Source organism: Sorangium sp. So ce1153 (genome assembly GCF_051521595.1).
Taxonomy (GTDB): Bacteria; Myxococcota_A; Polyangia; order Polyangiales; family Polyangiaceae; genus Sorangium.
The window spans coordinates 1690968-1715184 of record NZ_CP150361.1; the positions used below are offsets into that span (position 1 = coordinate 1690968).

22 protein-coding genes are annotated in these 24217 nt (G+C 70.3%); 13 read left to right on the forward strand and 9 right to left on the reverse strand.

Going from position 1 to position 24217, the window contains the following annotated elements; translation table 11 throughout:
- Positions 1–105 precede the first annotated feature (105 nt).
- Entirely contained in the window at positions 106–975 is an 870-nt protein-coding gene (locus tag WME85_RS06000; protein WP_437835986.1) for a LysR family transcriptional regulator, read from the forward strand.
- A gap of 82 nt (positions 976–1057) precedes the next feature.
- Here the strand turns inward: WME85_RS06000 and WME85_RS06005 are convergent, their stop codons facing one another.
- On the reverse strand, positions 1058–1552 hold the full coding sequence (locus tag WME85_RS06005; protein ID WP_437835988.1) for a cupin domain-containing protein: 495 nt from the start codon (positions 1550–1552) through the stop codon (positions 1058–1060).
- A gap of 528 nt (positions 1553–2080) precedes the next feature.
- Here WME85_RS06005 and WME85_RS06010 point away from each other — a divergent pair.
- Together WME85_RS06010 and WME85_RS06015 are read left to right on the forward strand one after the other, a co-directional pair.
- Positions 2081–3379, forward strand: coding sequence for an aminotransferase class V-fold PLP-dependent enzyme (locus WME85_RS06010; RefSeq protein WP_437835990.1), 1299 nt, complete (start codon positions 2081–2083; stop codon positions 3377–3379).
- A 156-nt stretch (positions 3380–3535) separates the two neighbouring features.
- The gene (locus tag WME85_RS06015; RefSeq protein WP_437835992.1) at positions 3536–4420 is read left to right on the forward strand and encodes a transglutaminase-like domain-containing protein; all 885 of its coding nucleotides are present in this window, start codon (positions 3536–3538) and stop codon (positions 4418–4420) included.
- Positions 4421–4486: 66 nt separating this feature from the next.
- Here the strand turns inward: WME85_RS06015 and WME85_RS06020 are convergent, their stop codons facing one another.
- The 3 genes from WME85_RS06020 to WME85_RS06030 form a co-directional block, all read right to left on the reverse strand.
- On the reverse strand, positions 4487–5605 hold the full coding sequence (locus tag WME85_RS06020) for a hypothetical protein (protein WP_437835994.1): 1119 nt from the start codon (positions 5603–5605) through the stop codon (positions 4487–4489).
- 214 nt (positions 5606–5819) lie between these two features.
- Positions 5820–7046 (reverse strand): FecR domain-containing protein, encoded by a 1227-nt coding sequence (locus WME85_RS06025; protein WP_437835996.1) that lies wholly within the window; start codon positions 7044–7046, stop codon positions 5820–5822.
- Positions 7043–7726, reverse strand: a complete 684-nt coding sequence (locus WME85_RS06030; protein WP_437835998.1) for an RNA polymerase sigma factor — start codon at positions 7724–7726, stop codon at positions 7043–7045. Before WME85_RS06030 ends, WME85_RS06025 begins: the two co-directional genes overlap by 4 nt.
- A gap of 1080 nt (positions 7727–8806) precedes the next feature.
- Between WME85_RS06030 and WME85_RS06035 the strand changes: the two genes are divergently transcribed.
- Positions 8807–9913 carry a hypothetical protein gene (locus tag WME85_RS06035; RefSeq protein ID WP_437836000.1) on the forward strand — a complete coding sequence of 369 codons (1107 nt, stop codon included), beginning with the start codon at positions 8807–8809 and terminating at the stop codon, positions 9911–9913.
- A gap of 201 nt (positions 9914–10114) precedes the next feature.
- Here WME85_RS06035 and WME85_RS06040 read toward each other — a convergent pair whose 3' ends face one another.
- The 3 genes from WME85_RS06040 to WME85_RS06050 all read right to left on the reverse strand — a co-directional run bounded on the left by WME85_RS06040 (position 10115) and on the right by WME85_RS06050 (position 14555).
- Positions 10115–11068 carry a hypothetical protein gene (locus tag WME85_RS06040; protein ID WP_437836002.1) on the reverse strand — a complete coding sequence of 318 codons (954 nt, stop codon included), beginning with the start codon at positions 11066–11068 and terminating at the stop codon, positions 10115–10117.
- Between the two features lie 217 nt (positions 11069–11285).
- Positions 11286–12674 (reverse strand): hypothetical protein, encoded by a 1389-nt coding sequence (locus WME85_RS06045; RefSeq protein WP_437836005.1) that lies wholly within the window; start codon positions 12672–12674, stop codon positions 11286–11288.
- Between the two features lie 510 nt (positions 12675–13184).
- Positions 13185–14555: a glycoside hydrolase family 16 protein gene (locus tag WME85_RS06050; protein ID WP_437836007.1), complete on the reverse strand. Its 1371-nt coding sequence runs from the start codon at positions 14553–14555 to the stop codon at positions 13185–13187.
- A gap of 348 nt (positions 14556–14903) precedes the next feature.
- Between WME85_RS06050 and WME85_RS06055 the strand changes: the two genes are divergently transcribed.
- From WME85_RS06055 to WME85_RS06075, 5 genes are all read left to right on the forward strand, one after another.
- Positions 14904–15806, forward strand: coding sequence for a LysR family transcriptional regulator (locus tag WME85_RS06055; protein ID WP_437836009.1), 903 nt, complete (start codon positions 14904–14906; stop codon positions 15804–15806).
- 262 nt (positions 15807–16068) lie between these two features.
- The gene (locus WME85_RS06060) at positions 16069–16521 is read left to right on the forward strand and encodes a DoxX family protein (protein ID WP_437836012.1); all 453 of its coding nucleotides are present in this window, start codon (positions 16069–16071) and stop codon (positions 16519–16521) included.
- A 9-nt stretch (positions 16522–16530) separates the two neighbouring features.
- Positions 16531–17250, forward strand: coding sequence for a molybdopterin-dependent oxidoreductase (locus WME85_RS06065; RefSeq protein ID WP_437836014.1), 720 nt, complete (start codon positions 16531–16533; stop codon positions 17248–17250).
- Positions 17243–17887, forward strand: a complete 645-nt coding sequence (locus tag WME85_RS06070; protein WP_437308137.1) for a PepSY-associated TM helix domain-containing protein — start codon at positions 17243–17245, stop codon at positions 17885–17887. The genes WME85_RS06065 and WME85_RS06070 overlap by 8 nt, the downstream gene beginning before the upstream one ends.
- Before the next feature lie 9 nt (positions 17888–17896).
- On the forward strand, positions 17897–18094 hold the full coding sequence (locus tag WME85_RS06075) for a DoxX family protein (RefSeq protein WP_437836016.1): 198 nt from the start codon (positions 17897–17899) through the stop codon (positions 18092–18094).
- Between the two features lie 549 nt (positions 18095–18643).
- On the opposite strand, the gene WME85_RS06080 is transcribed toward WME85_RS06075, so the two are convergent.
- A complete protein-coding gene (locus WME85_RS06080; RefSeq protein WP_437836018.1) occupies positions 18644–20188 on the reverse strand; it encodes a hypothetical protein in 1545 nt (514 codons plus the stop codon).
- A 242-nt stretch (positions 20189–20430) separates the two neighbouring features.
- Positions 20431–20727, reverse strand: a complete 297-nt coding sequence (locus WME85_RS06085) for a hypothetical protein (RefSeq protein ID WP_437836020.1) — start codon at positions 20725–20727, stop codon at positions 20431–20433.
- Positions 20728–20809: 82 nt separating this feature from the next.
- Here WME85_RS06085 and WME85_RS06090 point away from each other — a divergent pair, with 82 nt between their 5' ends.
- The 4 genes from WME85_RS06090 to WME85_RS06105 all read left to right on the forward strand — a co-directional run bounded on the left by WME85_RS06090 (position 20810) and on the right by WME85_RS06105 (position 23969).
- Positions 20810–21259 carry a universal stress protein gene (locus tag WME85_RS06090; protein ID WP_437836022.1) on the forward strand — a complete coding sequence of 150 codons (450 nt, stop codon included), beginning with the start codon at positions 20810–20812 and terminating at the stop codon, positions 21257–21259.
- Between the two features lie 13 nt (positions 21260–21272).
- Positions 21273–21623 (forward strand): SLC13 family permease, encoded by a 351-nt coding sequence (locus tag WME85_RS06095; RefSeq protein WP_437836024.1) that lies wholly within the window; start codon positions 21273–21275, stop codon positions 21621–21623.
- A 12-nt stretch (positions 21624–21635) separates the two neighbouring features.
- Positions 21636–22151, forward strand: a complete 516-nt coding sequence (locus tag WME85_RS06100) for an SLC13 family permease (RefSeq protein ID WP_437836026.1) — start codon at positions 21636–21638, stop codon at positions 22149–22151.
- A 171-nt stretch (positions 22152–22322) separates the two neighbouring features.
- Positions 22323–23969: a glycoside hydrolase family 43 protein gene (locus tag WME85_RS06105; protein ID WP_437836028.1), complete on the forward strand. Its 1647-nt coding sequence runs from the start codon at positions 22323–22325 to the stop codon at positions 23967–23969.
- The last annotated feature ends 248 nt before the right edge of the window (positions 23970–24217 follow it).

Genomic DNA, 24217 nt, shown 5'->3' on the forward strand with positions numbered 1-24217 from the left:
CAGAACTGTGCGAAGATGCGCGCGGCGGCGCCAGGTGGCGTCCCGGAAGGGCGGCGTTCGAGGAGTGGAACATTGAGGGAGCCCGAAGATCTCTCCGGTCTGTCGATGTTCGTGCGCATCGTCGAGGAAGGCTCGCTCAGCGCGGCCGGCCGGGCGCTCGGCTTGCCCAAGGCGACCATCAGCCGCAACCTCGCGCTGCTGGAGAAGCGGCTCGGCGCACCGCTGTTGATCCGCTCCACGCGCGCGCTCAGCCTCACGGACACCGGCAGGCGCTTCTTCGACAGGGTCCAGCCCATCGTCCGAGACGCGCAGCAGGCGACCGCCGAGGTCAAGATCCACCATTCGGCTCCCGCCGGGCTGCTGCGCATCACCGCGTCCGTCGCCTATGGCCAGGCGGCGATCGCGCCCCGCATGCTCTCGTTCATGAGGCGTTATCCGGCAGTTCGCGTCGAGCTGCATCTCCATGACGGGCGCGTCAACCTGGTCAACGACGGTTACGACCTGGCCATCCGCATGGGACCGATCAAGGACAGCGAGCTGATCAGCCACAAGCTGGCCGACATCACGATGGTCATCGTCGCGTCGCCGAGCTGGCTGGAGGAGCACGATATGCCCCGGAGACCCGCCGACCTCGCCCGGCACGCCGCCGTCGTCACGCGGCCCGACATGATCCGGTGGAGAGTCGGCGGAGAGACGGTGCGCGTCCCCTGGCGCATGAGCACCGGCAACATGCTCGTCACGCGGGACGCCGCGAGGGCCGGGCTGGGCATCGCTTTCGTACCCGAGTTCCTCGTGCTGCGTGACCTGGAGCGAGGATCGCTGGTGCGCCTGCTCCCCGACGTCGAGCTGCCGGTGATGCAGGCGACCGCCCTGTATACCCGGGCCGCCAGCCAATCGACGGCGCTGCGCGCCTTGCTGGACGACCTCCTGGCCAGTCGACCCATCGAGGTAGACGCCGCCGAACCTGGTTGCTAGTCGCGGGGATCGTCGCGCGCGTCCACCGGCTGCGAGGAGAACGACGACGCTCGCGGTCGCTCGGAGCGCGGCGCCGCGGGGCTCAACGGCGCGCCGTGTCCCATTCGGGGCTGCTCAGGAAGTGCGTATCGTAGAGGTCCTGCACGTCGCGCAACGTCTCGGGCGGCTCCTGGCCATGGGCGATGCGCGTGAGCTTGCGGAAGTACTCGAAGCGCTCGACCCCTGGCGTGATGACGATCAGGAGCTCTGCGCTGTTGCCGCGCGCGGCCGCGAACGCGTGGGCCATGCGCGGTGGGACCACGAGGAGATCGCCGCGCTCGGCCGTCACGATGTCGCTGCCCGAGAGGACCTGCACGGCGCCGTCGAGCACGTAGAACATCTCGGCCGAGGCGTCGTGGCGGTGCGGCCGCGCGCCGTCCGCGTCCTTCGCGAGCGTCACCCGTACGGTGGAGAGCGCGCCGCCCGTCGCGCTGCTGTCCGCGAGGAGCTGGACCTTCGCGGTGGGGGACCCGACGACCTCGGCGTGAGAGCCCCGGACGACGACCGACCTATCGAAGCTGGGCTGGATGATCGACATGCCGCCCATGGAAGCACCCGGCGAACGGTCGCTCACCTGGAAAAACCCGGAGCGCCGCGGGAAGCGCCGGCAGGCTCCACCCCATCCCCCTCAAGACCCCGACCTGCAGCACCCCCGGGGCGCCCCGCGGCGCGACAGCCCGCCGAAGCGCCCCGCCGGGGCAGCCAGATGCATTTGTCCGTTATGTAGGACGATTCATCTGTTATAGTGGACGACGACGCCAGCTCGTGGTACTGGGTGTTCGGCGCTGAGCAAGTTGGCGTCTTCAGCCGACCCAGGACCCGGAAGGGAGCACCTATGGGATCTACGACAGGCTTCGATCGACGCGGCTTCTTGCGAGGGCTTGGCTCGACGGCTCTGGTCGGAGCGTTCGGCGGGATCGCCGACGCTCGGGCAGATGAGGCGCCGAGGCGACCGCGACCCGAAGAGCTCCTCGACGAGGCGAGAGAGGGGCTCGCCCGCCCGCCGGTTCCGACCGCGCGGAGGGGTACGGAGCGGTACTGGCGGCAGGTCCGCCAAGCGTTCCTCTTGCCCGACCGCTACATTCACCTGAATACGGGCACGACCGGCTCGCAGCCGCGCTTCTCGCTCGTGAACCTGGCCGTCTACAATCTTTACAAGTCCCTGGATCCGCGCGACTGGGAGGCGAACCTCAACGCCGCGTTTCCGGACCTCTTCCCTGTGGTCACGAGCGCCTCCGGCGCCCTATCCGGCGTCGCCGCGCGACAGGCGGCGATCGCGGCGCAGTACGGCGCGAACGCCGACGAGATCGTCCTCTCGTACAACACGACGGACGCCTCGAACCTGATCTTCGCGGGCACGCCCTGGAGCGCGGGGGATCGCATCATCACGACGCACTGGGAGCACCCGGCGCTGCGGGGACCCACCGCGTGGGCGCGCGATCAGTTCGGCGTGGAGGTCCGCGAGATCGGGCTGCCCTCGCGGTTCACGCGCGACATCACCAGGGAGGATGTGCTCGGCCTGTTCGAGGAGGAGCTGGAGCGGCCCTTGCCGCCCGGCGCCAAGCAGTACGTGGCGGTGAGCGAGATCTTCTACAAGACGGGGCTGCGCCTGCCGATCGAGGAGCTGTCCGCGCTGGCCCGCAGCCACGGCGCCTACACGATCATCGACGCGGCGCACGGGTGGGGCCAGCGCCCGATCGACGCCCACGCGTACGGGGCCGACTTCATCGCGGGAGCCGGCCACAAGTGGCTCTGCGGCGGGCCCGGCACAGGCATCCTCTATGTCCGGAACTCGGGTCCGGACCTCCCTCCGTTCCTGCTCGGCAACTTCTTCCAGTACGCCTCCGTCGACGCGCAGGAGCGCGCGTACGCGCCGGCGAGCGCGATCCAGCCGCGCGGCGAGGCGAACACGCCGGCGCTGTACGCGATGACTGACTCGGCAGCATTCCTGGGTCAGATCGGCCTTCAAGACATCTACGAGCGCGGGCTCGCGCTGGCGCGCCACCTGCGGCGCCGGGTCGCGGCCCGCTGGGGCAGGCGCGCGCTGTGGGTAGAGGACCACCCCGACCCCGCCTTCGCGACGGCGCTCACCTCCTTCAATCCGTTCGTCGGCAGGGAGGACTCGAGCCAGTTCGCGGCGCTCAACGCCGCGCTCGGCGGCGTGCTCAGGGCGCTCGCGTCGGAGCGCCCCAAGATCTATCTGCGCACGACCACCTGGCGCGATCAGCCGTCGGATGTGGCCGACAACCGCGTCGGATTCCGCATCAGCACGCACGGCCTTTACAACACGTTCGAGGAGATCGACCACGTGCTCGAGCGTCTGGCCGCCGCGGTCGACGCGACGGGGTTGCCGCAGCTGTCGTGACGCCGTCGAGGGCCGAGACCACGTCGCCCTGCTCCATCATCCGCTCCTCCGCGCAGCGGGGAAGCCCAGGCTCTTCCCACCCTCCCGCCTCCATGTGAAGCTCCTCCGGGCAGACGGCAGAACCCCCGGAGCAACCCACCTCGTGGAGGACGGACGATGACGGCAGCACAGGATATCCTCGACTTTTACGCGCGCCCCGCGGCCATGACGTCCGGCGGCGCGCACGCGCCCAGGTTGTTCGACGAGCTGCCGAGCGACGTGGCCTCGCTCGTCCGCGTCGTGCAGGGCCTGCTGCTGCACCAGCACTGGGCTGGGGCCTACGGCGTGGAGCTCTCGGACGAGCGCCGCGGCGAGTCCCACCTCCGCCCGACGGACCGGATGCTGGATCGCGTCCTCGCCCTCAGCGATCGTCCGCTCTCCGTCGCCCGTCCGCTCGACGCGCGGCTCGTCGGCACCTGCCGTAACATCACGGTGCTCCTCGTCGCCCTGCTGCGCGCCAAGGGCGTGCCTGCGCGCGCCCGCTGCGGCTTCGGCGGCTACTTCACGCCGGGCGAATTCGTGGACCACTGGGTCTGCGAGCACTGGGACGCCGGCGCGTCGCGCTGGGTCCTCGTCGACGCGCAGATCGACGACGTCCAGGGGGCAGCGGTGAAGCCGGACTTCGACGTGCTCGACGTGCCGCGCGATCGCTTCCTGGTCGCGGGCGACGCCTGGGCGAAGTGCCGCGCCGGGGAGGCCGATCCGTCGCGGTTCGGCTTCCTCGACATGCGCGGGCTCTGGTTCATCTCCGGGAACGTCGTGCGCGATCTCGCGGCGCTCAACCGCATGGAGATGCTGCCCTGGGATGACTGGGGCGCGATCGTCGGCCCCGACGAGCCGCTGCGGGACGACCAGCTCGCGCTGTTCGACCGGCTCGCCGCGGTCACGCGCGCGCCCGACGCTTCTTTCGCCGAGCTGCGCTCGCTCTACGAGGGCGACGAGCGCCTGCGCGTGCCACAGACCGTCTTCAACGTCGTGCTGAACCGCCAGGACACGCTCTGAGCGGCCTCCGCCCGCCGTGGCGCCCGGCCTGCTGGCGCGGGCGCCGCGGCGCCGGGGAAGGCAGGCTCAGCGCGGGATGTCGAACGGCTGGCACACGCCGTTGAAGCACACGTCGCCGTACGAGCAGCAGTCGGTGTTGCTCGCGCACTCATCGCCCGTCTCCTGACAGACCTCGTCTTCGCCCGGCACCTCGCCCGGATCGCTGCCCCCCTCGCCCGCCGGCGGGTCCTCGCCCTCGCACGTCGAGGGGCACGGCCCCTCCGTCACGACGAGCGTGTCCGACGGGTACTTGCTCGGGGACGCGTGCACGTAGCTGATGGTCGCGTCGCCGAAGCCCGCCGCGCCGAACGCCGAGGCGCTCACCCACACGTCGTAGACGACGCGGTAGTCCCAGTTCGGGGTCTCCGTGTTGGCCGTGTAGCTCTCGTCCGTCTCCGGGGAGTCGACGACATACCCGCCGTACCCGCACGCGTTGAGATCGCGGTCGAGCGACGTGGTCGCCGCGACGACGGCGTCCGCGTCGCCGAGGAGCATCTGGCCCTCTCCGCCGACCACGCCGAGCGACCCGTAGCCGGACGGCTGCGACTCGTCTTCCGAGATGTAGTCGACGAAGAAGTCGAGCACGAGCTCTCCCGTCCCGTCCGTCAGCTGGAACTGGGCCTTGTCGCTGCCCACGAGATCCTTGAACGTGTGCCCCTTGTGCCCCTTCGGCTTCGGTGCGGGACCGCCACCGGGACCGGGCCCGGGACCGGGCGCGGGCTCGGGCTCCGCCTGCTCGTCGCCGCCCCAACCGATCGCCGTCTCACCGTAGGTGTTGTCGACGAACGCGGGGTTCAGCGTCAGCCGCACGTGCACGAGCTCCTCGCTCGCGGCGATCTCGACGATCCGCTCGACGAACGCCATCGGGGTGGTCTGATCGTTGTTCGAGTAGTAGCAGTCGACCTCGACGGTCTCCTCCACGGGGGTGAACCGGCTGCCCGAGCCGCACGACAGCGGATCGAGCGCCGAGGTGATGGGGTCGCCGGCGCCCGAGAAGCCCGCGCCCGGGAAGGTCGGGGCGGACGCGCTCCCTTCCTCGTCCGAAGGGACGCAGTCCTCATCCCCGGGGTCCCCGGAGACGACGTTGCCGCCGGCGTCGCCCGTCGACACCCGGCCGCAGGCCGGGGCGGCGACCGCGAGGAGCAACAGCCCACCACAAAAGAATCCCGTCGAAGCAAATGAACGCATAAGGGTCCTCCCTGCTCGAAGGCGAGCATGGCTGGGTCGCGCCCGGCGGTGCGCGATGTCGATCGTCGAGCGCCGGCGCGATGATCTCGTCGATGAAGGGGAAGTAACCGGAGGCGCGGAGAGCAGGCAGCCGTTCGTCAGATTGTTGACGAGGGCTGTCCCGCGGGCGCGCTCACGGGCGCGCGCCGCCCGGGCGGGACGCGGACGTGGCCTCCTCGCGCCCGAGGCCCTGCGGGTAGTCCTTGAGGTACCGCCGCGCTTCCGCCGCGGTCCGGTCCTTGTCGCCCAGCATCTCGACCGCCCGCAGCCGCTCCACGCGCGCGATCTCGGCGAGCGGCGAGTCCGGGTAGCGGCCGAGCAGCCGGTCGATCCGCTCGATCGCCCGCGCGGGCTGCCCTCGCCGCCGCGCCTCCATCGCGCCCTGGAGCAGCTCGTTCTCGGCCGCCAGCGAGGCGCGCGCGGGCGACGCCTCGCGCGCCTCGCGCGGGGCGCGCGGCTCGCCCGCGGTGCCGTCGCCGCCGCCGCCATCGCGGGCGGCGCCTTGCTGCCCGGCCTCCGGCGACGGCGCCGGCGCGCCGCCCGCCTGTGCCTCGGCGGGCCGGTCGACCCGGCGCTCCTCGTCGCGGGACGACCACGTCTCGCCCGGGCCCAGGAAGCGCTCGGCCTCGTCGCGGCGCACGGAGACGCGCCCCTCCACGACGGAGACGCGCGTCTCGGCCGGCTCTCCCGCCGCGCCGGGCCGCCGCTCGACCGAGAAGCGCGTCCCGTGGACCGTCACCACGGCGTCCGCGGTGCGCACCGACAGGGTCGCGCCCGCCGGCAGCGGCGGCACGTCCACGGAGACCCGGCCCCGGTCGAGGGCGACGACGTCTTCGACGTGGTCGCGCCCCGCTCCGGCCGGCGTGAACCTCACGCGGGTCGAGGGCCCGACCTCCACCGTCGCGCCCGTCGCGAGCGACGCCCTCGCCGTCGCCCCCTCGCCGGTCCGCAGCTCCTCGCCGCTGGCGAGCGGCACCAGCGCGCGCGGCGGCGGCGAGCGCGTCGCGTCTCCGGCGGCGATCTCGACCTCGCCGTGGAGCGCCGTCACCTGCGCCGCGGCGTCCGGCAGGGGGCGCGTCCGGAACACGAGCGCGCCGCCGGCGGCCACCGCGGCCAGGGCGGCCGCGAGCGCCGCCGCGGCGACGACGGCGCGCCGCCGCCGGCCAGCGCGGGCGCGCCGCTCGGCCTGCTCGGCGGCGAGCTGGTCGATGCGGCAGGCGACCCGCTGCTGGAGGTACCTCGCCTGGGTCCTGGGCAGCGGCGGCACCGGCTGCTCGATCAGCGCCCGCAGCGAGGCCTCGGCGCCGGCTGCCGCGGCGCGCTCCTCCGGGGTGGTGGCGTCCACGTCGTCCTGCTTCATCGTTCCTCCTCGGGTCCAGCGGGGTCGCGCCGCTCCGCCGCGTCGGACGCACAGCGCGCCACGAGCTCCCGCCGCCCACGCGACAGCCTGGACTGCGCCGCGGCCTCGGAGACGCGGGTCAGGTCTGCGATCTCCTTGAGGGAGTAGCCCATGGCGTGGAGCAGCAGCGCGGTCGCCCGGTCGCCATCCATCGCCGCGAGGTGCCGGCGCAGGGCCTCGAGGTCGCGCTGGGTGCTCACCTCCCGCTCGGGGTCGGCGCCCCGCGCGGGCGGCTCGGGCCGGGCGTCCGCCTCCGGCCGCTCCGGCGTGCGATCGATGACCTTGCGCTCGCGCCGGCGGGCGCGCAGCGCGGTCAGCCCGACATGGCAGGCGATGACCGACGCCCAGCCGGCCAGGCTGCACTCGCCCGCGAAGCGGCGCTTCGACAGCGTGCTCACGATCTGCTCGAACGCGCCCTGCACGAGGTCGGCATGGTCCTGCTCGCGGCAACCCAGGATCCGATACAGGGTCCGGTCGACGGTCGGAAGCAGGTGCTCGTACAGGCGCAGCCCGATCCCGCGCTCGCCCCGCTCGAAGGCGAGCAGGAGCTCCTCGTCGCTGACGGGCGCTGGGGGCTCGGCGCTCGGGGGGGAGACAAGCCTGAGCCGGCGGCTTGCTGGTCGTGGCTCGAGGGTTCCCATGCTCGTCACAGTCGCCGGTCCGCCCGAAACCAGGCTGAACCGTGAATTTTCCTCCTCAGGCAGCAATTGACCACACTGCTGGACGAGCGGCAATCGGTCGCTGGGCTGGCGCCTGGGGGCGGCGCTCCCGCCCGGTGCGCGGCCCGCGAGCCGGGCTGGAGAGGGGCGCGCGCCGAGAGGACCTCCCCGGGCGCCATCCGCGCTCGGGGAGGTCACGGGTGGAACGAGGTGATCGGGATCGCCACGCCGGCCCGCTGGCCGCCGCCACGGCCATGGCGGCGGTGCACGTCTGCACGTTCGGGAAGATCAGCGCGTCATCGACCGCGATGTTCCGTATCGATTCCCATCGACTCGTGGACGGCTGTCGTCATTCGACTCCTCCGCTCGTGCGCGCACGCACGGCAGGTTCCCTGTCGTGATCCGAGGACAGTTGTGCGCGTCGCGCTCGCGCTCGACCGCGCCGCCGCTCGACCCTGCGCGCGTGGTGGTCTGTCGCGCGGCGCGTATTCTTCTCGATACGGATCACAACCTGTGATTGCTACGGTTCACCTCGCTCGGCTGTTTCGCCGAGGATCAGGGCATCACGCGGCCGGCGGCGGCGCATCGCGTCGGGCTCGTGGGCATACGTTGCGGACGTGGCGTGTGCAGCAGGGCCTTGCGACGGTGCGGTGGCCGTGGCGGCCTCAGGCGTGGTCTGGGCTGTCTCACCCCATCTGGTTCGTCGCTGGTTCCCTGGTTGCACGGGAGGTCTGCCGAGCTGCCCGGCCCGGGGAGCCGCCGTCGGTCGCGCGGCGCGCGGCGCGCGCTGGTCCATGCTTGAGCTCAGCTGTCCGCGTTGCTGCTGCCCATTCGGGATCGGCCATTCTGGAATGATCGGCCCTGAATGAGTGCAGTGGCGAGGGCGCGTGAAACAGCGGAGGATAACTACATGAGGGCGAGAAGATGGGATCGGCTCGGGTCCCATCTTTCGCGCTCCGCGCCGACATGCTTTACTGCGGCCGTTCTTGGGAGATGCTGCGTGTTCGGCGCGTTGTCCGGCCGGACGGACAGGTCATCGGCCACCTGAGGAGAGCTGCTTTTATGAGCAAGGAACAAGATACCGAGACCCTGGGCCCGTCGGGCAGGGTCGTCGACCGGCGGCAGGCCCTCCTGGGGCTTGGGGCGATCGCCATCACCGTGTCGTGCGGAGATGGCGGCGAGTCGGATCCGGACCCTGGCACCAGCGGTACCGGAGGCGCCACGGGCTCCGGGGGCAGCGGGACCACTGCCTCGAGCACGGGTGTCACGGGGCCCGGCTCCACCACCGCGACCGGACCCGGCTCGGGCGGCGCGGGATCGACCTCCACCACCGCGGTAGGCTCGGGCGGCTCAGGCGCTGGGGGCACCGACCCGGGCGCGGGAGGCACGGGAGGTGGTGGTAGCGGCGGCGAGCTCATCGCGCCGCCGTTCGACGACGTGCCGACGTGCAGGGCGCTCAACAAGACGGACGGCGCCGGTCAGGGCCCCTTCTTCATTCACGAGCTCGAGAAGAACGACGACATCTCCCTGGTCCGGCAGGACATTCGTGGTCGCTACAATGAGAGTGCGCCGCCCGGCGTGGAGATGCACCTCCACCTGCGCGTGCTCGACATGAGCAAGCCCGACTGCGATGGCAGGGGCGTGGGCCTGGCCGACGTCGACGTCTACATCTGGCACACGGACGGGCAGGGGTTCTACAGCGGCTTCGGGGCCCGGGGCAGCGCCAACGAGCAGAACCCCGACTCGCCGTACGCGGGCAGGCCGAACCAGAACAACCTCGACACCAACGAGCGTTTCTGTCGCGGCGTGCAGACCACGGACGCAGACGGTGTCGTCTCGTTCCGGAGCATCTTCCCCGGCTGGTACAACGGCCGCGATGTTCACATCCACTTCGTCTGCTTCAAGAAGGGATCGATGTCGAGGGGGCGCGTCAACTACAGCGGTGGAGACCACATCTTCACGACGCAGTTCTACTTCGATCCCGCCTTCACCGACTCCGTCCATACCGCGTACGAGCCGTACAAGGCGCGCACCACCGGCAATCTGGCGAACTATTATGCAGGCGCCATCAAGGCCGATGAAGCGGGCAACAGCGGCCTTCGTGCCAAGGCCGTGCTGGAGGGCGACATCGTGATCGCCCAGATGCAGATCGCGGTGAATCCGGCCTAGAACACCGATCCGTTGAAACCCGGAGAATTTTCACAGGGAGGCGGGGAGGCGGGGAGGAAGAAAAAATGAATTTCTCCCTCTTGCCGTCTCTCGCTCCCCGCCTCCCTGTGAAATTCCTGCTTTTTCTCGTGGTTTCAACCCGTTTGTCGCTCTGAAATACCGATCACGTTGATCAGGCGAGAAATGAACCGCCAAGTCGCTCTAGTGTAGACGCAGCTGCAGCCCCACCATCCCGGTGAAGCCGCCCGTCGGCAGCGCCGCCCTGGGCTTCGGGTGCACCTCCAGGGCGGTCCCGTGGATCCGCACGAACGCCTCGGCGCTGCCGAACAGGGCCACGCCGCTCTCGGCAGGCCACAGGAGGTCGACCGCCGTGCGCGTCCCGAGGGCCCACCCGTGCGCCATCTCGGGCTCCGGCGGCTTCTTCGGGTCCTGCGCCGAGGCGATCACCCAGTCGACGGTGGCCTCGAGCCTCGCCCGCACCAGCGCGTCGAGCGGCCGGACCGGCGCGGCGATGCCGCCTCCGCCGCCGAGCGTGAGCCACTGGACGGAAAGCCCGGGGGCCGGCTCGCGCAGGGCCATCGCATAGGACGCCGACAGCGTCCCGAAGAACCCCGACCGCCGCTCGAGCGCCGTCGCCATGATCCAGCCGCCGGCCCGGGCGGGTCCGCCCTCGAGCCCGCTGCCCGCGAGCCCGCCGGCGCCGACGGACCAGCCGAGAGCGCGCGGCGGCGCCGCGTCCTCGTCGCGCTCGGCGTCCGTCGCCGCGGGATCTCGCCCCGTGTCCGTCGCCGCCGGATCTCGCGCGGTGTCCGCCGCCGCGGGGGGCGCGGCCGCGACGGCGGCGCGCTCCGCCGCCAGGGCCGCGACCATCAGCCCCGCGGTGCGGTAGCGATCGGGCAGCGGGTCCTCGTCGCGGAACTCGATCTCGCGCGACGACAGCGTGCCTTCGGGGGAGCCGAGCGAGGCGACGTCGACCCGCAGGTGACGCTGCTCCGGTCCATCCAGCCAGACCACGGCGAGCGCCCTCACCGGGGTCCCGGTGCGCTTCGGGTCGCCGAGCGCGCACCCGCCGCCCCCGGCCGCGCGAGAGCACGCCTCGACGAGGAGCGCCGCGAGCTCGCCCTGCACGGCGGGGCCCGACGCGATTTCGACCACGATCGGAGCCGCCACGGGAAGGTCTACCGAGGCCGACGCTACCGACGGCGAGGGGCGAAGGCAAGCCGGAGCCGCGCTCCGCCGCTTCTTCCGCGGCCGATCGCCCCGCGCGCTCGCCGAGGTGGGGGGTAGGGAGGTGGGGGGTAGGGGTAAAACGAGGGCTGCCCGGGCCGGGTCGTCGCGAGCAGGCGGACTCAGCCGCGCGGACGAGCGCCCGTCAGTTCTTGACGAACCCGTTGAAGAGGGCGATGCACATCTCGTCGAGCGTGCTCTCGCCGAGGACGATGTCCCTGGGCGCGTTGAGGTTCTCCTCGAGGAGCGCCCGCTTCACGAACGGGTTGTCGAGGGTGTTGTCGTAGCGGCAGCGCAAGGTCATCGCGTCGCCGGCCTTCAGGACGGGGAGCTCCTCGATCGGCGCGTCGATGGCGTACGTCTGCTGCCAGTTGAAGTCCCACTTCGGCGTCTGGACCACGCACTCCTTGGCCGGGTCGCTGCCCTCCGGGCTCGGGCGCTCGACCTCGACCAGCATGTCTCTCCCGACGTAGTGCATGTGGGTCATCGAACTGTAGAGCTTCATGCCGTCCACCAGCGGCTCCCCCATGAACTCCTCGGGGATCTTGATCTTCATCGTCTCGGTGTGGTCCTTGACCCCTGCCGGGACGAAGAACTCGACCCCATCCCTGTCGTTGGGTCCCGGCTGGAGGCCGTCGCCGTTCGGGAACTGCGACGGGAAGTTGCCGAGCGCCAGGAAGACGACCCTGTACTCGGGCGGCTCCGGGAGGTACCGCAGCTGTATCCTGGTCGCGTCAGGCTCGGCGGCCGCGCCCGCCGGGTGGTAGTGGACCTGCATCACCAGCCGCGACCCTGCACGGACGAGGGTGCCGGCGTTGGAAGGGAACTCGGTCGGCCGCCCGCCCGGCACCCACACGCCGAGGACCTGGGTTTGCTGGACCCCTGAGCTGCCGAAACACTCATAACCGCCGTCGGCGTCGGCCAGGGTTTCGCTCTCGGCGTTCGGGTCGGTGAACACCACCACGTGGTGGACGACCTTCGAGTTCCCCGGGAGCACGTTCATGCCGTTCACGAACGTGTCCTCCGTGAGCTTCGGATCCATGACGAAGCAGCGGAACTGGTCGTCGTCGCCGCCCGTCACGTACGGCTTCGCGGGCTCGATGGTCGCGCTGACGCCCTCCAGGCCGTTGCGCGTCGACGCCTCGGCCCCGGCGGGCGCGTCCGCGGGGTCGCCCTCGGGGGCGCCGGCCTCGTGCCAGGCCCTGAGGGTCGCGAGCTCCGCGTCGGAGAGCCTGCTGTCGTCCTTCCACGGGAAGCGCGGCGCGCACTCGTCCGTCTCCACGGCGCCCCAGGGCGGCATCGACCGGTCCTCGGTCGCCTGCACGACGAGCTGCGAGACCTGCTTCACGTCGGCGTAGCTGGTCAGGCTGAAGGGAGCGATCTCGCCGGGCGAGTGGCAGCCCTGGCATCGCTTCTGCAGGATGGGCGCCACGTCCTTGTGGAACGTCGGGCCCGCAGCGGGCTCTTCTGTCGAAGAGCTCTTGCTCTCAGGCTCGCTGGCGCAGCCCATGATGGGGACGAGTGAAGCGAGCACGACAATCCAAGGCGCATTGACCGTTCTCATCATCTGCCTTTCTTCCGAGCGTGTTGAAGGTCCGAGGGAAGGCTGTCGCCCCGGGCGCCTGCGCCCGTCGCTCCGCGAATACCGCCCCGCGGCCAGAGGTCCGCGGCGCAATCCAGCCGATCGCGCGCTGATCGCGCGCGGCGCTCCTCCCTTCGGTGGAGGAGCGGCGGACATCGAGAAGGAGCGGCCTATCCGAGGTGCCCGGCCCGGCCCAGGCCGCACGAGGGTAGCACGGCGCGCCGGAGGGCGAGGTCCTGGGTTGATGAATAAGTCAATCAACGCCATGGGGCAGGCTTGCACCGGCAAGAAGGGCAAGAAGAACGAGCCGTCCCGCCCGGAATCTGCCGTCACTTCACGGTGCTCGTGGTCGTGCTGCGGCGCGCCAGGGGAGGGGCCAGCAGCGCGCCGTGTCAGCGTCCGAGGACCGAGCGGCGTCACGCCTCGCGGCGTCACGCCTCGCCGCGGGTCAGCGCTGGGCGGTCAGAGGCGGATGAGCTCGACGCTGTCCATGTGGATGAAGTTGGCCGGGTTGCCGGAGGTGGCCTTCGTGTGGAAGCCGAGCTCCAGATAGCCGCCCGTGACACGGATGGCCGGCGTCTCGATCTGCGTCCAGCTCCCATGGGTCCCGATGGTCGTGTAGGTGGGCGCGCACGAGCCGCACGTCTTGGCCTGGAGCCGGCTGAAATCGTAGCTGCCGGCCTTCTTCACCCACGCTCGGACCTTGTAGTCGCCCGTCGCGAGCCCCGAGCGCGCCTGGTACGTCCACACCTCGAACGGAGCTCCGTTGGTCCAGTGGGTGAGGTGGTAGGCGCCGGATTGCGCGCCGTTGTATGTCTCGCTGAAGCCCGCTGCCCCCGTGCCGTTCGGGCTCCAGTTGGTCCAGCCGGTCAGCCCGGACTCGAAGCTCGGATTGTCGAGCGAGGCGCCGCTCGTGCCCCCGCCGCCCTGCTGGTACCAGCGCACCCACTCGACCTCCATGGTCTTCGTGGTGCCCGACGGCAGATCGATGCTCGCGGGGCTCGGGTTGCCGTACCAGTTGCCTCCGATGGCGAGGTTCAGGAGGATGTAGTGGTTCTGCTGGAACTCCGTCTCGTTGTGGTAGTATGTGTTGTTCGCCACGACGTTGCCGTCGAGCCTGAAGATCATGCTGCTTGACGACCACTCGACCTCGTAGACGTGGAAGGAGTCGGCGAGGCTCGAGCCGCGGTTCGCCCCGGTCCCCCAGTCCGCCTGTCCGCCGTTCCACCAGTGGGCCGCGGACTGCATCCAGGTGGGCTCGGTGGATCGCCATTCGAGGATGTCGATCTCGCCCGAGCGAGGCCACGCGTTGGCGCCGGAGTCGATGTTGGCGCCCAGGGTCCAGAAGGCCGGCCACATCCCGTAGCCGGAGGGCACCTTGATGCTCGCCGAGATCTTGCCGTACCGCCGCTCGACCTTGCCCTTCGTGTGGATGCGACCGGAATAGAAGGAGCGCCCGCCGTACCCGGTACACTGGGGCGCGGCCGGGTTGTCGCCCGTGCGCTGCGCGGAGATGACCAGCTTGCCGTCGCGGACTGCCACGTTCGACGCGCGCGGGTACTCGAGCTCTCCGGTGCCGAAGTTGCAGTTGTTGGTGACCGGATCGTGGTTGCTCGTGAGCACGTTCCAGTTCGCTGTGTTCAGGCTCGCGCCGTTGAACTCGTCCGACCACACGAGGTTCCACCCCGCGCCGGGGCTGTAGGACACCTCGGCGTACTCCTGGCTCCCCGTGTCCTCCGCGGCTTCCGGCTCGTCAGCCGCCATGGTGCACCCCGCGACAGCGCCGAGGCAGGCCAAGGTCAGCAGCGCTGTGCAACCGTCTCTCCGATCCATGCTTCCTCCTCTGGTGTTCACGGCGATCCGGGGCGCCGCTCGTGTCGCCGCTCGTGTCACCGCGACTTGCAGCGTCCGTGCCCGTCCGTGAGGGTGAACGATTCCACTCGCGGCGAGGATCGACGTCGAATCAGGGCGGGGAGCGGGTCGACCGCGCGCGCCCCGGCGATCCGGCAGATCACCCCCCGGCGATCCGGGAGATCGCCGAGGGGTACGGCCATGTCAGCGCCTGTCGCGGTCAGGCAGCCGTCGACGCGGCTCCCGCGCCCGCCCCCCGGACTCCTGTCCTCCCTGCGCTCGTGCTGTTCTCGCTTGCGAACAATCTGCCGCCCCGCGCACAGTGGGCGCGTGATCGACCCGCTCTTCGACGATCTGCCCGGCATGCTGTGCTTCGCGCGCGTGGTCGAGCGCCGATCGTTCACCGCGGCCGCGGCCGAGCTCGGGGTGTCGAAGTCGATGGTGAGCACCCGGGTCGCGCGCCTGGAGGAGCGCCTCGGCGAGCGGCTGCTCGTGCGCACCACGCGCAAGCTCACCGTCACGGACGCCGGCATGAACCTCTACGCGCGCTGCGCGCGGGTGCTCGAGGAGGCCGCGGCCGCGGTGCGGGGCGCTTCCGACGCCGACCGGGGCCGCATCCGGCTCAACGCGCCGGTCAGCTTCGCGCAGATGTACCTCGCGCAGCCGCTCTCGCGGTTCCTCCGGGCGACCCCGGGCGCGCACGTCGAGCTCGTGCTGAACGACCGGCTGGTCGACCTCGTGGAGGAGCGCGTGGACCTCGCCCTCCGGATCACGAAGCTCAAGGACTCGAGCCTCGTCGCGCGCCAGCTCGCCACGACGGCGCTGCACGTCGTCGGCGCCCCGGGCTACCTCGAGCGGCGCGGGCGGCCCGAGCAGCCGGGCGACCTGCTGCGCCACGACTGCCTGCGCTACACCCACCTGCGCGTCGAGGACGAGTGGCGCTTCTACGGCGCCGCCGGGCGCATCTCGGTCCCCGTCTCCGGCCCGCTCACCGCCAGCAACGGGACGGCGCTCCGCGAGGCGGCCGTCGCCGGGATCGGCCTCGCGGTGCTGCCGCGCTTCATGGTCGACGAGGATCTCCGGGCCGGGCGCCTCGTCGTGCTGCTCGAGGCGTTCGCCCCGCGGCCCATGGGCATCTACGCGGTGCACGCGGCCGGCCGGCGCCCGCCCGCGCGGGTGCGGCGGCTCATCGACCACCTGGCCGCGGCCTTCCGCGGGACCTCGTGGGGCTAGAGCGATAAACGGGTTGAAACCACGAGAAAAAGCAGAAATTTCACAGGGAGGCGGGGAGGCGGGGAGGGAGAGACGGAAAGAGAAAAGAACTTCATTTTTTCTTCCTCCCCGCCTCCCCGCCTCCCTGTGAAATTTCTCCGGGTTTTAACGTGATCGATGTTCTGGCGGCAGATCGTTCTCCCCTGCGAACAATTCGTTTCCGAGCGCGCTCTACCGTGGCGCGGCGCCGGGGCTTACTCCTCGGGGCATGGAGGCATCACCCATGACCCGTCTCGACGCGATCCTCTCCGTTCCCCGCTCGGCCGAGCTGGCCGCGCTCGTGCTGCGCCTCGGATTGGGCGCCGTGTTCCTGGCGCACGCGCTCGCCAAGCTGCTCGTGTTCACCCTGCCGGGCACGGCGGCGTTCTTCGCGGCGAGCGGCTTCCCCGGCTGGACGGCGTACCCGGTGTTCCTCGCCGAGCTGCTCGGCGGCGCGGCGCTGCTGGCCGGGCTCCGGACGCGCCTCGTCGCGCTGGCGCTCCTGCCGGTGATGGCCGGCGCGCTGATCGTGCACCTCCCGAACGGCTGGATGTTCTCCGGCCAGGGGGGCGGCTGGGAGTACGTCGCCTTCCTGATGATCGCGCTCGGCGCGCAGGCCCTGCTCGGCGACGGCGCGTTCGCCGCCGGCCGGCTGTCGGTGGCTCCGAACCGAAACCGCCCGGCTTCCCGCGCGTAGACTGGGGTGATGAGCTCCTCCAAGCTGGACCCGTACCCGGAGCTGGCGCGCTCCATCGAGCGCAGGCGTTTCCTCAAGACCGCCCTCGCCGGCACCGTGATCACGGCGCTCGGCGGCGGCACCTACGTGATGGCCGCCGCGGACGACCCGCGGGCCCGGGCGGTCCGCGCCGACGGGCGCCCGCGCTTGCCGCCTGGGCAGCGCATCATCGACGCGCTCAAGCCCATGGGCGGCAACCCCGGCGACCCGAGCCCGGCCGCCTTCCGCCTGCGCGTGCACGGCGAGGTGGACAACCCGCTCGCCCTGGATTTCGCCGCGCTGCTGGCGCTGCCGCAGACCGACCAGGTGTGCGACGTGCACTGCGTGACCGGCTGGAGCCTGCTCGACGGCCGCTGGCGCGGGGTGCAGGTGGCGCACCTCGCCAAGCTGGCCAAGGTGCGGGACACGGCGCGCTACGTCATCTTCGAGGCGGCGCAGGGCTACACCGCCAACCTGCGCCTCGCCGAGGCGCTCGCGCCGAACGTGCTGGTCGCGCACCAGCACGACGGCAAGCCGCTCACCCGGCCTCACGGCCCGCCGGCGCGCTCGCTGGTGCCGGATCTGTACTTCTGGAAGAGCGCCAAGTGGCTGACCGGCATCCGGTTCGTCACCAGGGATCAGCCGGGCTACTGGGAGACGCGCGGCTACCACAACCACGCCGACCCCTGGAAGGAGGAACGGTATGGCTGAGGGCGCGCCGGGCGAGGTGGAGCCGGCGCCGCTCGCGCCGAGGGCGCCCGGCGCTGGCAAGGCGGGGAAGGGGAAGCGGCGCTTCTCCGCCCGCCAGCTGATCCGGGTGGTGCATGCGGACCTCGGCAACTTCGCCGTGGGGCTCACGTTCATCTACGCGCTGAGCGGCCTGGCCGTGAACCACATCGAGGACTGGGATCCAAGCTTCCAGAGCTACGAGCGCACCCACGAACTCGGGGGCCCGATCGTCGGCGACGACCAGGCGGTGGCGGCCGTGGTGATGAAGCGGCTGGAGATCTCGGGCGAGCCGCAAGAGGTCTATCGCGCCTCGGAGGAGCAGCTCGACGTCGTGTTCGACAAGCGCACCCTGCACGTCAACCCCGCCACGGGCCGCGTGCTCGACGAGGGGCAGGAGCCGCGGTTCCTCCTGCGCGTGGCGAACTGGCTACACCTCAATCGCGGCAAGAAGGCGTGGACCTACGTGGCCGACACCTACGCGGCCGGGCTCCTGGTGCTGGCCCTGACCGGCGTCTTCATGCTGCCGGGGCGCCGCGGCCTGCTCGGCCGGGGCGGCGTGTGGCTGGCCATCGGCGTCCTCGTGCCGGTGCTCTACGTGCACTTCTCCGGCGGCCCCTGACCCTCCGCCGTGCTCCGGACGCGCCTCGTCGCGCTGGCGCTCCTGCCGGTGATGGCGGGCGCGCTGATCGTGCACCTCCCGAACGGCTGGATGTTCTCCGGCCAGGGGGGCGGCTGGGAGTACGTCGCCTTCCTCATGGTCGCGCTCGGCGCGCAGGCCCTGCTCGGCGACGGCGCGTTCGCCGTGGACCGGCCGCAGCGCGGCTAGCGTCGCGCGTCAGAGATCCAGCCAGGAAAGCCGGCCGATAACGAGCGGTCGCCGGAAACAGCAGCGATTGCCGAGCTCTTGCGCCGCACATTTGCGATCGACGTCCTCGAGTGCCCAACTTGCAAGGGGCGGATGAAGCTCGTCGCCATGGTGACCGAGCCAAGGAACAATCGTCATCCGCTGCGATGCGCACCGCGCAATGCACGTCGAACCCGTCGCACGCCGCGGAGAAGCGTCGCTCTCGGCGCTCGAAAGCCGCGTCGGGACTGTCCTTGTGCTCGAAAGGCCGCGCAAGATACGCTCCACCTGCGAGTGCGAGCTGGGTACACGCATCGAGCGCGGAGGGCTCGGCTGCAGTTGCGACGCGAAGGCGGGTTCGGCTGGCGAATGCCGCTGCGGAGAGACGTGCCGCTGCAGCTCGTGTCAATGCGGTGCAGGGGCTGACTGCAGCGTGAGCACGAACACATCGGCGGCCGGCTCCGCCGATGCGTCATCACGACTGCACACTAGCCACGATGAGCCGGTCCGCACTTTCGCGGACCGGCTGCCCTAGCAACGCGCGGGAAGCCACGCGATCCATGCGACGCGATTTCCCCCTGCCTCACCGCTACCTGCGATCATCAGCGTGGAGCCGGTCCACACCTGGGACGCCCAGCTGAGGTGCACACCCGAAAGTTCGGCTCCGCCTTCGCGAAGCTCTCGACCGATGTCCCGCACTCCGCCGCAATCCCACAGCACGGCGTCGTTAGCGGACCGTCCGAGTCTGCTCGAACCTACCTGAACTGAACCGTCGGAGCTCTGCCCTTGAATCCAGCTCTCGTCGTGTCCGGGCAGCGCATCGAGCCGAACGAAGCCATCCGCCTCGCTCCAACGAAACGAACTCTGCTCGGGTTCCAGAGCTGCTCCCGCGGTAACGGACAGCTGGCCGTAGATCGTGCTCCCGTCGTCGCTGAGGCTACCCAGCACGACTTTCAGCCAGTAGGCACGCCCCATCACCCAATCGACGGGGGGCTCCAGGCGTGTGCTGCCCGCCGTCGCGCTCCAGCGGTATAGCGCTTCGCCGTCGGTGCCGAAGGCCAGGCGTCCGTCGCCCGTCGCGTAGACGACGCTCGGTACGTCGAGGGACACCATGCCCGTCTCCTCGGTCCAGCGAAATGCCCTCACTCCCTCGGAGCTCTCGTCATGACATTCCCCGAACGCGATGCTCCCGTCGTGGGAGATGCTGCTCGCCCAACAGTAGGGAAACTCAGGGATGCCGGTCAGGGGCAGGACGCGGTCCGGGGCTAACCACAGGAAACCTTTTCCGTCGTCCCCATACCCCGCCATCGTGGCGAAGTCCTCGCTCACAGCCGAGCAGCCGGCGCGAGCAGGCCAGCCGAGCGTGGTGAGCAGCTCGAATCCGCGGCTCTCCTTCCATCGGAACCACCTCGAGTGGCCGTCGCCCGCCTCTACGTCAGCTTGGAGCTCGACGCTTCCGAGCGCGGCACTCCCGTCGGCGCTCACGAAAGCGATTTGGCCGTTCCACATCGGCTCGGAAGGCCCGAACGGAACGTCGCCGGTCTCCTCGGTCCAGCGGTAGAACGAGACTGGGCCGAACTGGATCCCGTTCGGGATCGCCTTGATGTTCATCACTTCGCCGAAGAGGCTCTTGCCATCGCCGCTCAAGCGCGACGGGGCATACATTCCGACCGCAGGAGCGTAGTAGGGCAGCCGGGTTGTCCCTGCTTCGGGGGTCCAAAGGAACCGCACTCCGGTGGTGAAGTCGCTGTCAGTATCGGCCGACGCCGAGAATCCAGCCAAGACCGACCCGTTGATGTCCGCGCCGATCCAATCCGTAGAATAGTCAACTCCTGCACGCGGCGTGGTGCTCGCCGGATCGATCGGACCGACAACCACGAATCGAACGTCGGGGTTAGGAGGCTCGCCGCCATCGCCGAGCTCGCCGGACGACCCGCCGTCTTCAGCACCACCCACCGTCCCGCCCGTACTGCCCGCCGCGCCGCCGTCTTCTGTCGCGGCGCCACCCTCGCCGGTCAAAGGTGCGTCTCCGAGCGGTTGCTCCACCTCCTGACAAGCGAAAGCTGCGACGACCAACGGTGCCAGCATTCGGACCGTGCGGGGGGTAGGCATCGGAGCTCTCATGTTCGGGCGGATAGGAAACCATAGAGATCTCGCCCGTGTCAAGCACCGCTGGAACGGCGCCGGGCGAGCCGTCTATCGCGCATCAAACACCCGACCTGCCCCGTCGCAGGGCCCGCGCGCCGTGCACTGGGTGCAGCTCTGGCTCGACGACCGCGACGTGCGTTCGCCATGACGGGCTCGGGCCGCGTGTCCACCTACGCCGCGTCGAACCCGAACGCCATCGGTTCCCACGTTGGATCGCGCGCGGGTGCTGCCGTTCGGGGCTGCGAGGGCAAGTTCAGATGATCGAGGATGCGGCGCACCACCGCTGAGTCGGTGATCGTGGAAAGCACGCGCATCCTCCGTTCGCATCTCGGGCAGCGGAGCGCATCGAAGCCGAACGAACGCTTCATGAGCACGGCCCACTCGACGTAGCGCGACGTTGCGAACAACTCCCCTTCGAGCAGCCGCCCCCAGTGCAAGACCGAGATCAGGGTCGGCTCAACTCGCACCGTGGGCTCGGCATGCGCGAGCGACCTCGCTGAGAGCGCCGGCGGAGGAATAAAAGCCGCGAGCCAGCCCTTCGAGGACAGGATGGCGCTCGCCCTCCCGCCGATGGAGTTCGCGGCCTACAAGGCGCGATACCATGATGACGCGCGGGCCGGCCTCCGGCGCCTCCTCGACTCGTTCGACGGGCTCGGCGTAACGTGGGAGTCGTCGGTCCGGCGCGGCGACGCGAGGCGCGCGATCGTCCGCGAAGCCGCGCGGTGGAAGGCCGATCTCATCATCATGGGCACGCACGGGCGCTCGGGGATCTCGCGCGCTCTCCTGGGCAGCGTGGCCGAATCCGTCATGCGCTCGGCGCCGTGCGACGTGCTGGTCGCGCGCCCCTCCACGTTCGTGCTGGAGCTGCCCCGAGCGGCGCGGCGGCGAAGCACGCTCCGGCGGCGCCTGGACGCGCGCGTCGGCGCGACCCGCCGAGGGCAAGACGGCGTGAGCGATGGTGAGACGATAGGGGGTTGGATACGCGGCCCCTTCGGATAGGCTGCGCCGTCGCATGATGCCGGAAGCTGTCCTCACGCTGGCCATCCTCGGAGTCACGATCGTCCTGTTCGTGAGCGATCGCCTGCGGCTCGACGTCGTGGCGATGATGTCCTTGCTCGCGCTCACCCTCTCCGGCGTCACCACGGTCCCGGACGCGCTCGCCGGGTTCAGCAACCCGGCCGTGCTCATGATAGCGGGCCTGTTCATCGTGGGGGCCGCGCTGACGGACACCGGCGTCGCCGACTGGCCGGATCTCGTGCTCGTCGCCGAGCCCGACGCGCCGAGCGCGGTGTTCGTCGATCGCCGGCGCGCCCTTGCCGCCGTGGGGGTCACCCTGGGTATGCTCGTCGTCATGGCGTTCTGATGGCTGCCCAACGTGGTCGCCGTGCTGCTCGCCGCGGTCTTCCTGGTGCTCGCGCGGTGCGTGCGCCCGGCGGACGCCTACCGCGCCGTGAACTGGGAGAGCGTCGTGCTCATCGCTGGGATGATCCCTGTCTCCACGGCGCAGGAGCGCACCGGGGCGATGGGGGCCGCCGTGTCCGCTGTCGAGGCGCTCCTGACCGGGGCGCGGCCCACGGTGGTCCTCGGCTTGCTCGTCCTCTTCACCTCGGCCCTCGGGATGGTCCTCTCCAACACGAGGACGGCCCTGCTCATGGCCCCCCTCGCGGTTCGTCTGGCCGGCGCGCTGGGCCTCGCGCCAGAGCCATTCCTCATCGGCGTCGCGTTCGCGTCTTCCGCGGCGTTCGCCACGCCGATCGCCTCTCCGGTGAACGTCCTCGTGATCGCGCCAGGCGGCTATCGCTTCAACGATTTCACGCGCGTGGGGCTGCCGCTGCAGCTCCTGGTGCTCGCGACCACCGTCATCATCGTCCCGCTCGTGTGGGGCTTCTGACCGCGGGAGGCGCCGCTTCAGGCCGCCTCAGCCCCGCATCTACCAGCTCTCTCCCTGTGAGCGCGGCGATTCGCCCTGGATATCCTCGGATCGTTTCACTTTTCCTTCCCCCCGTTCCTCGATATCCTCGGCGCGATCGTTTTCTGGACCATCGCCGGCGAGCCATCCATCATGCCTGAACCCGTCATCCGTAATCCGATCCTACCGGGCTTCAACCCCGATCCGTCCATCGTCCGCGTCGGCGACGACTACTACGTCGCGACCTCGACCTTCGAGTGGTACCCCGGCGTGCAGATCCACCACTCGCGCGACCTCGTGCACTGGCGCCTGCTCTCGCGCCCGCTCAACCGCCCGAGCCAGCTGAACCTGCTTGGCGACGGCGATTCGTGCGGCGTCTGGGCGCCGTGCCTGACGTATGCGGACGGCCTGTTCTGGTTGATCTACACCGACGTGAAGCGCTACGGCCGGACCACCGTCGGGGGCGCGTCCGGCGCGTCCATGCGCGACTTCCACAACTACCTGGTGACCAGCCCCACCGCCGACGGCGAGTGGTCGGATCCCGTGTATCTCAACTCGAGCGGCTTCGACCCCTCGCTGTTCCACGACGAAGACGGCCGCAAGTACCTGAGCAACATGCTGTGGGACCACCGGCCCGGCCGCAATCGCTTCGCCGGCATCGTGCTCCAGGAGTACTCGCACGCCGAGCGCAAGCTCATCGGGCCTGTCACGAACATCTTCAAAGGCACGCCGATCGGCTACACCGAAGCTCCGCACATCTACAAGCGCGGCGGCTACTACTATCTGATCACCGCCGAGGGCGGCACGTACCAGGGCCACGCCGTCACCATGGCGCGCTCCCGTGACCTCACCGGCCCGTACGAGCTGCACCCCGACACGTACATCCTGACCTCGCGCGCTCGCGCCGACGTCGCGCTGCAGCGCGCGGGCCACGCTGATCTTTGCGATACGCCGTCCGGCGACGTGTACATGGTCCACCTGTGCAGCCGCCCCATCCCGAACCGCGGGCGCTCGACGCTCGGCCGCGAGACCGCGATCCAGAGGATGGTCTGGTCGGACGACGGCTGGCTTCGCACGGCCGATGGTGAAGGTATCCCGCGCGTCGAGGTCCCAGCCCCCGGCCTGCCCGCGCATCCCTTTCCCGCCCGGGCCGCGTGCGAGGACTTCGATTCACCGCAGCTGCCGATCGACTTCCAGTGGCTGCGCTCGCCCTACCCCGACGAGCTGTTCAGCCTCACCGCACGTCCCGGTCATCTCCGGCTCTACGGCCGCGAGACGCTCGGCAGCCTGTTCCGCCAGTCGCTCGTCGCACGTCGCCAGCAGGCGCACTGCTACACCGCTGTCACGTCGGTCGACTTCGCGCCCGAGCGTTATCAGCAGATGGCCGGGCTCATCTGCTATTACAACACGAGCAAGTTCCATTACCTGCACATCTCGCACGACGAGGCGGTCGGGCGTTATATCCGGATCATGTCGGCGATCCCGGATGGGGTCATGGCGGACGCCTTCACCGCGCCCGTCCCCATCCCGGGCACCGCGCCCGTGCACCTGCGCGCCGAGCTCGACCACGACCGGCTCTACTTCGGCTACAGCCTCGACGGTGCGGACTGGAGCTGGTTCCCGGAGCACCTGGACGCCAGCATCCTCTCGGACGAGGCCTCCGCGCCCGGCCTTCCCAACTTCACCGGCGCGTTCGTCGGCATGGCGTGCCAGGACATGTCGGGGACCGCGCGCCCGGCCGATTTCGACTACTTCGAGTACCGCGAGCGCGAGTACCTGATCGACCCCAGGCGCCCGTAGCGTCACTTTGCTGCCCGTTAGGGTGTGCTGCTCAGGCGCAGTCCCGCAAACACCCGTTTGTTGGCGGTAAATTCCTGGCAGGCCGGAATGGCTTTGCGCGGGCTATCCTCCAGGACCGAGAAGCTTGACTTTCGAATCGAGTTTGTAGTTCCTAGCCTATCGAGAAAATTGGAGGGTAGCATGCGGCACGCAGGGGGGCGAGGCCCCGGACATCGGTCCCGAGACCTTGAAGCGGATCACCCGCAACC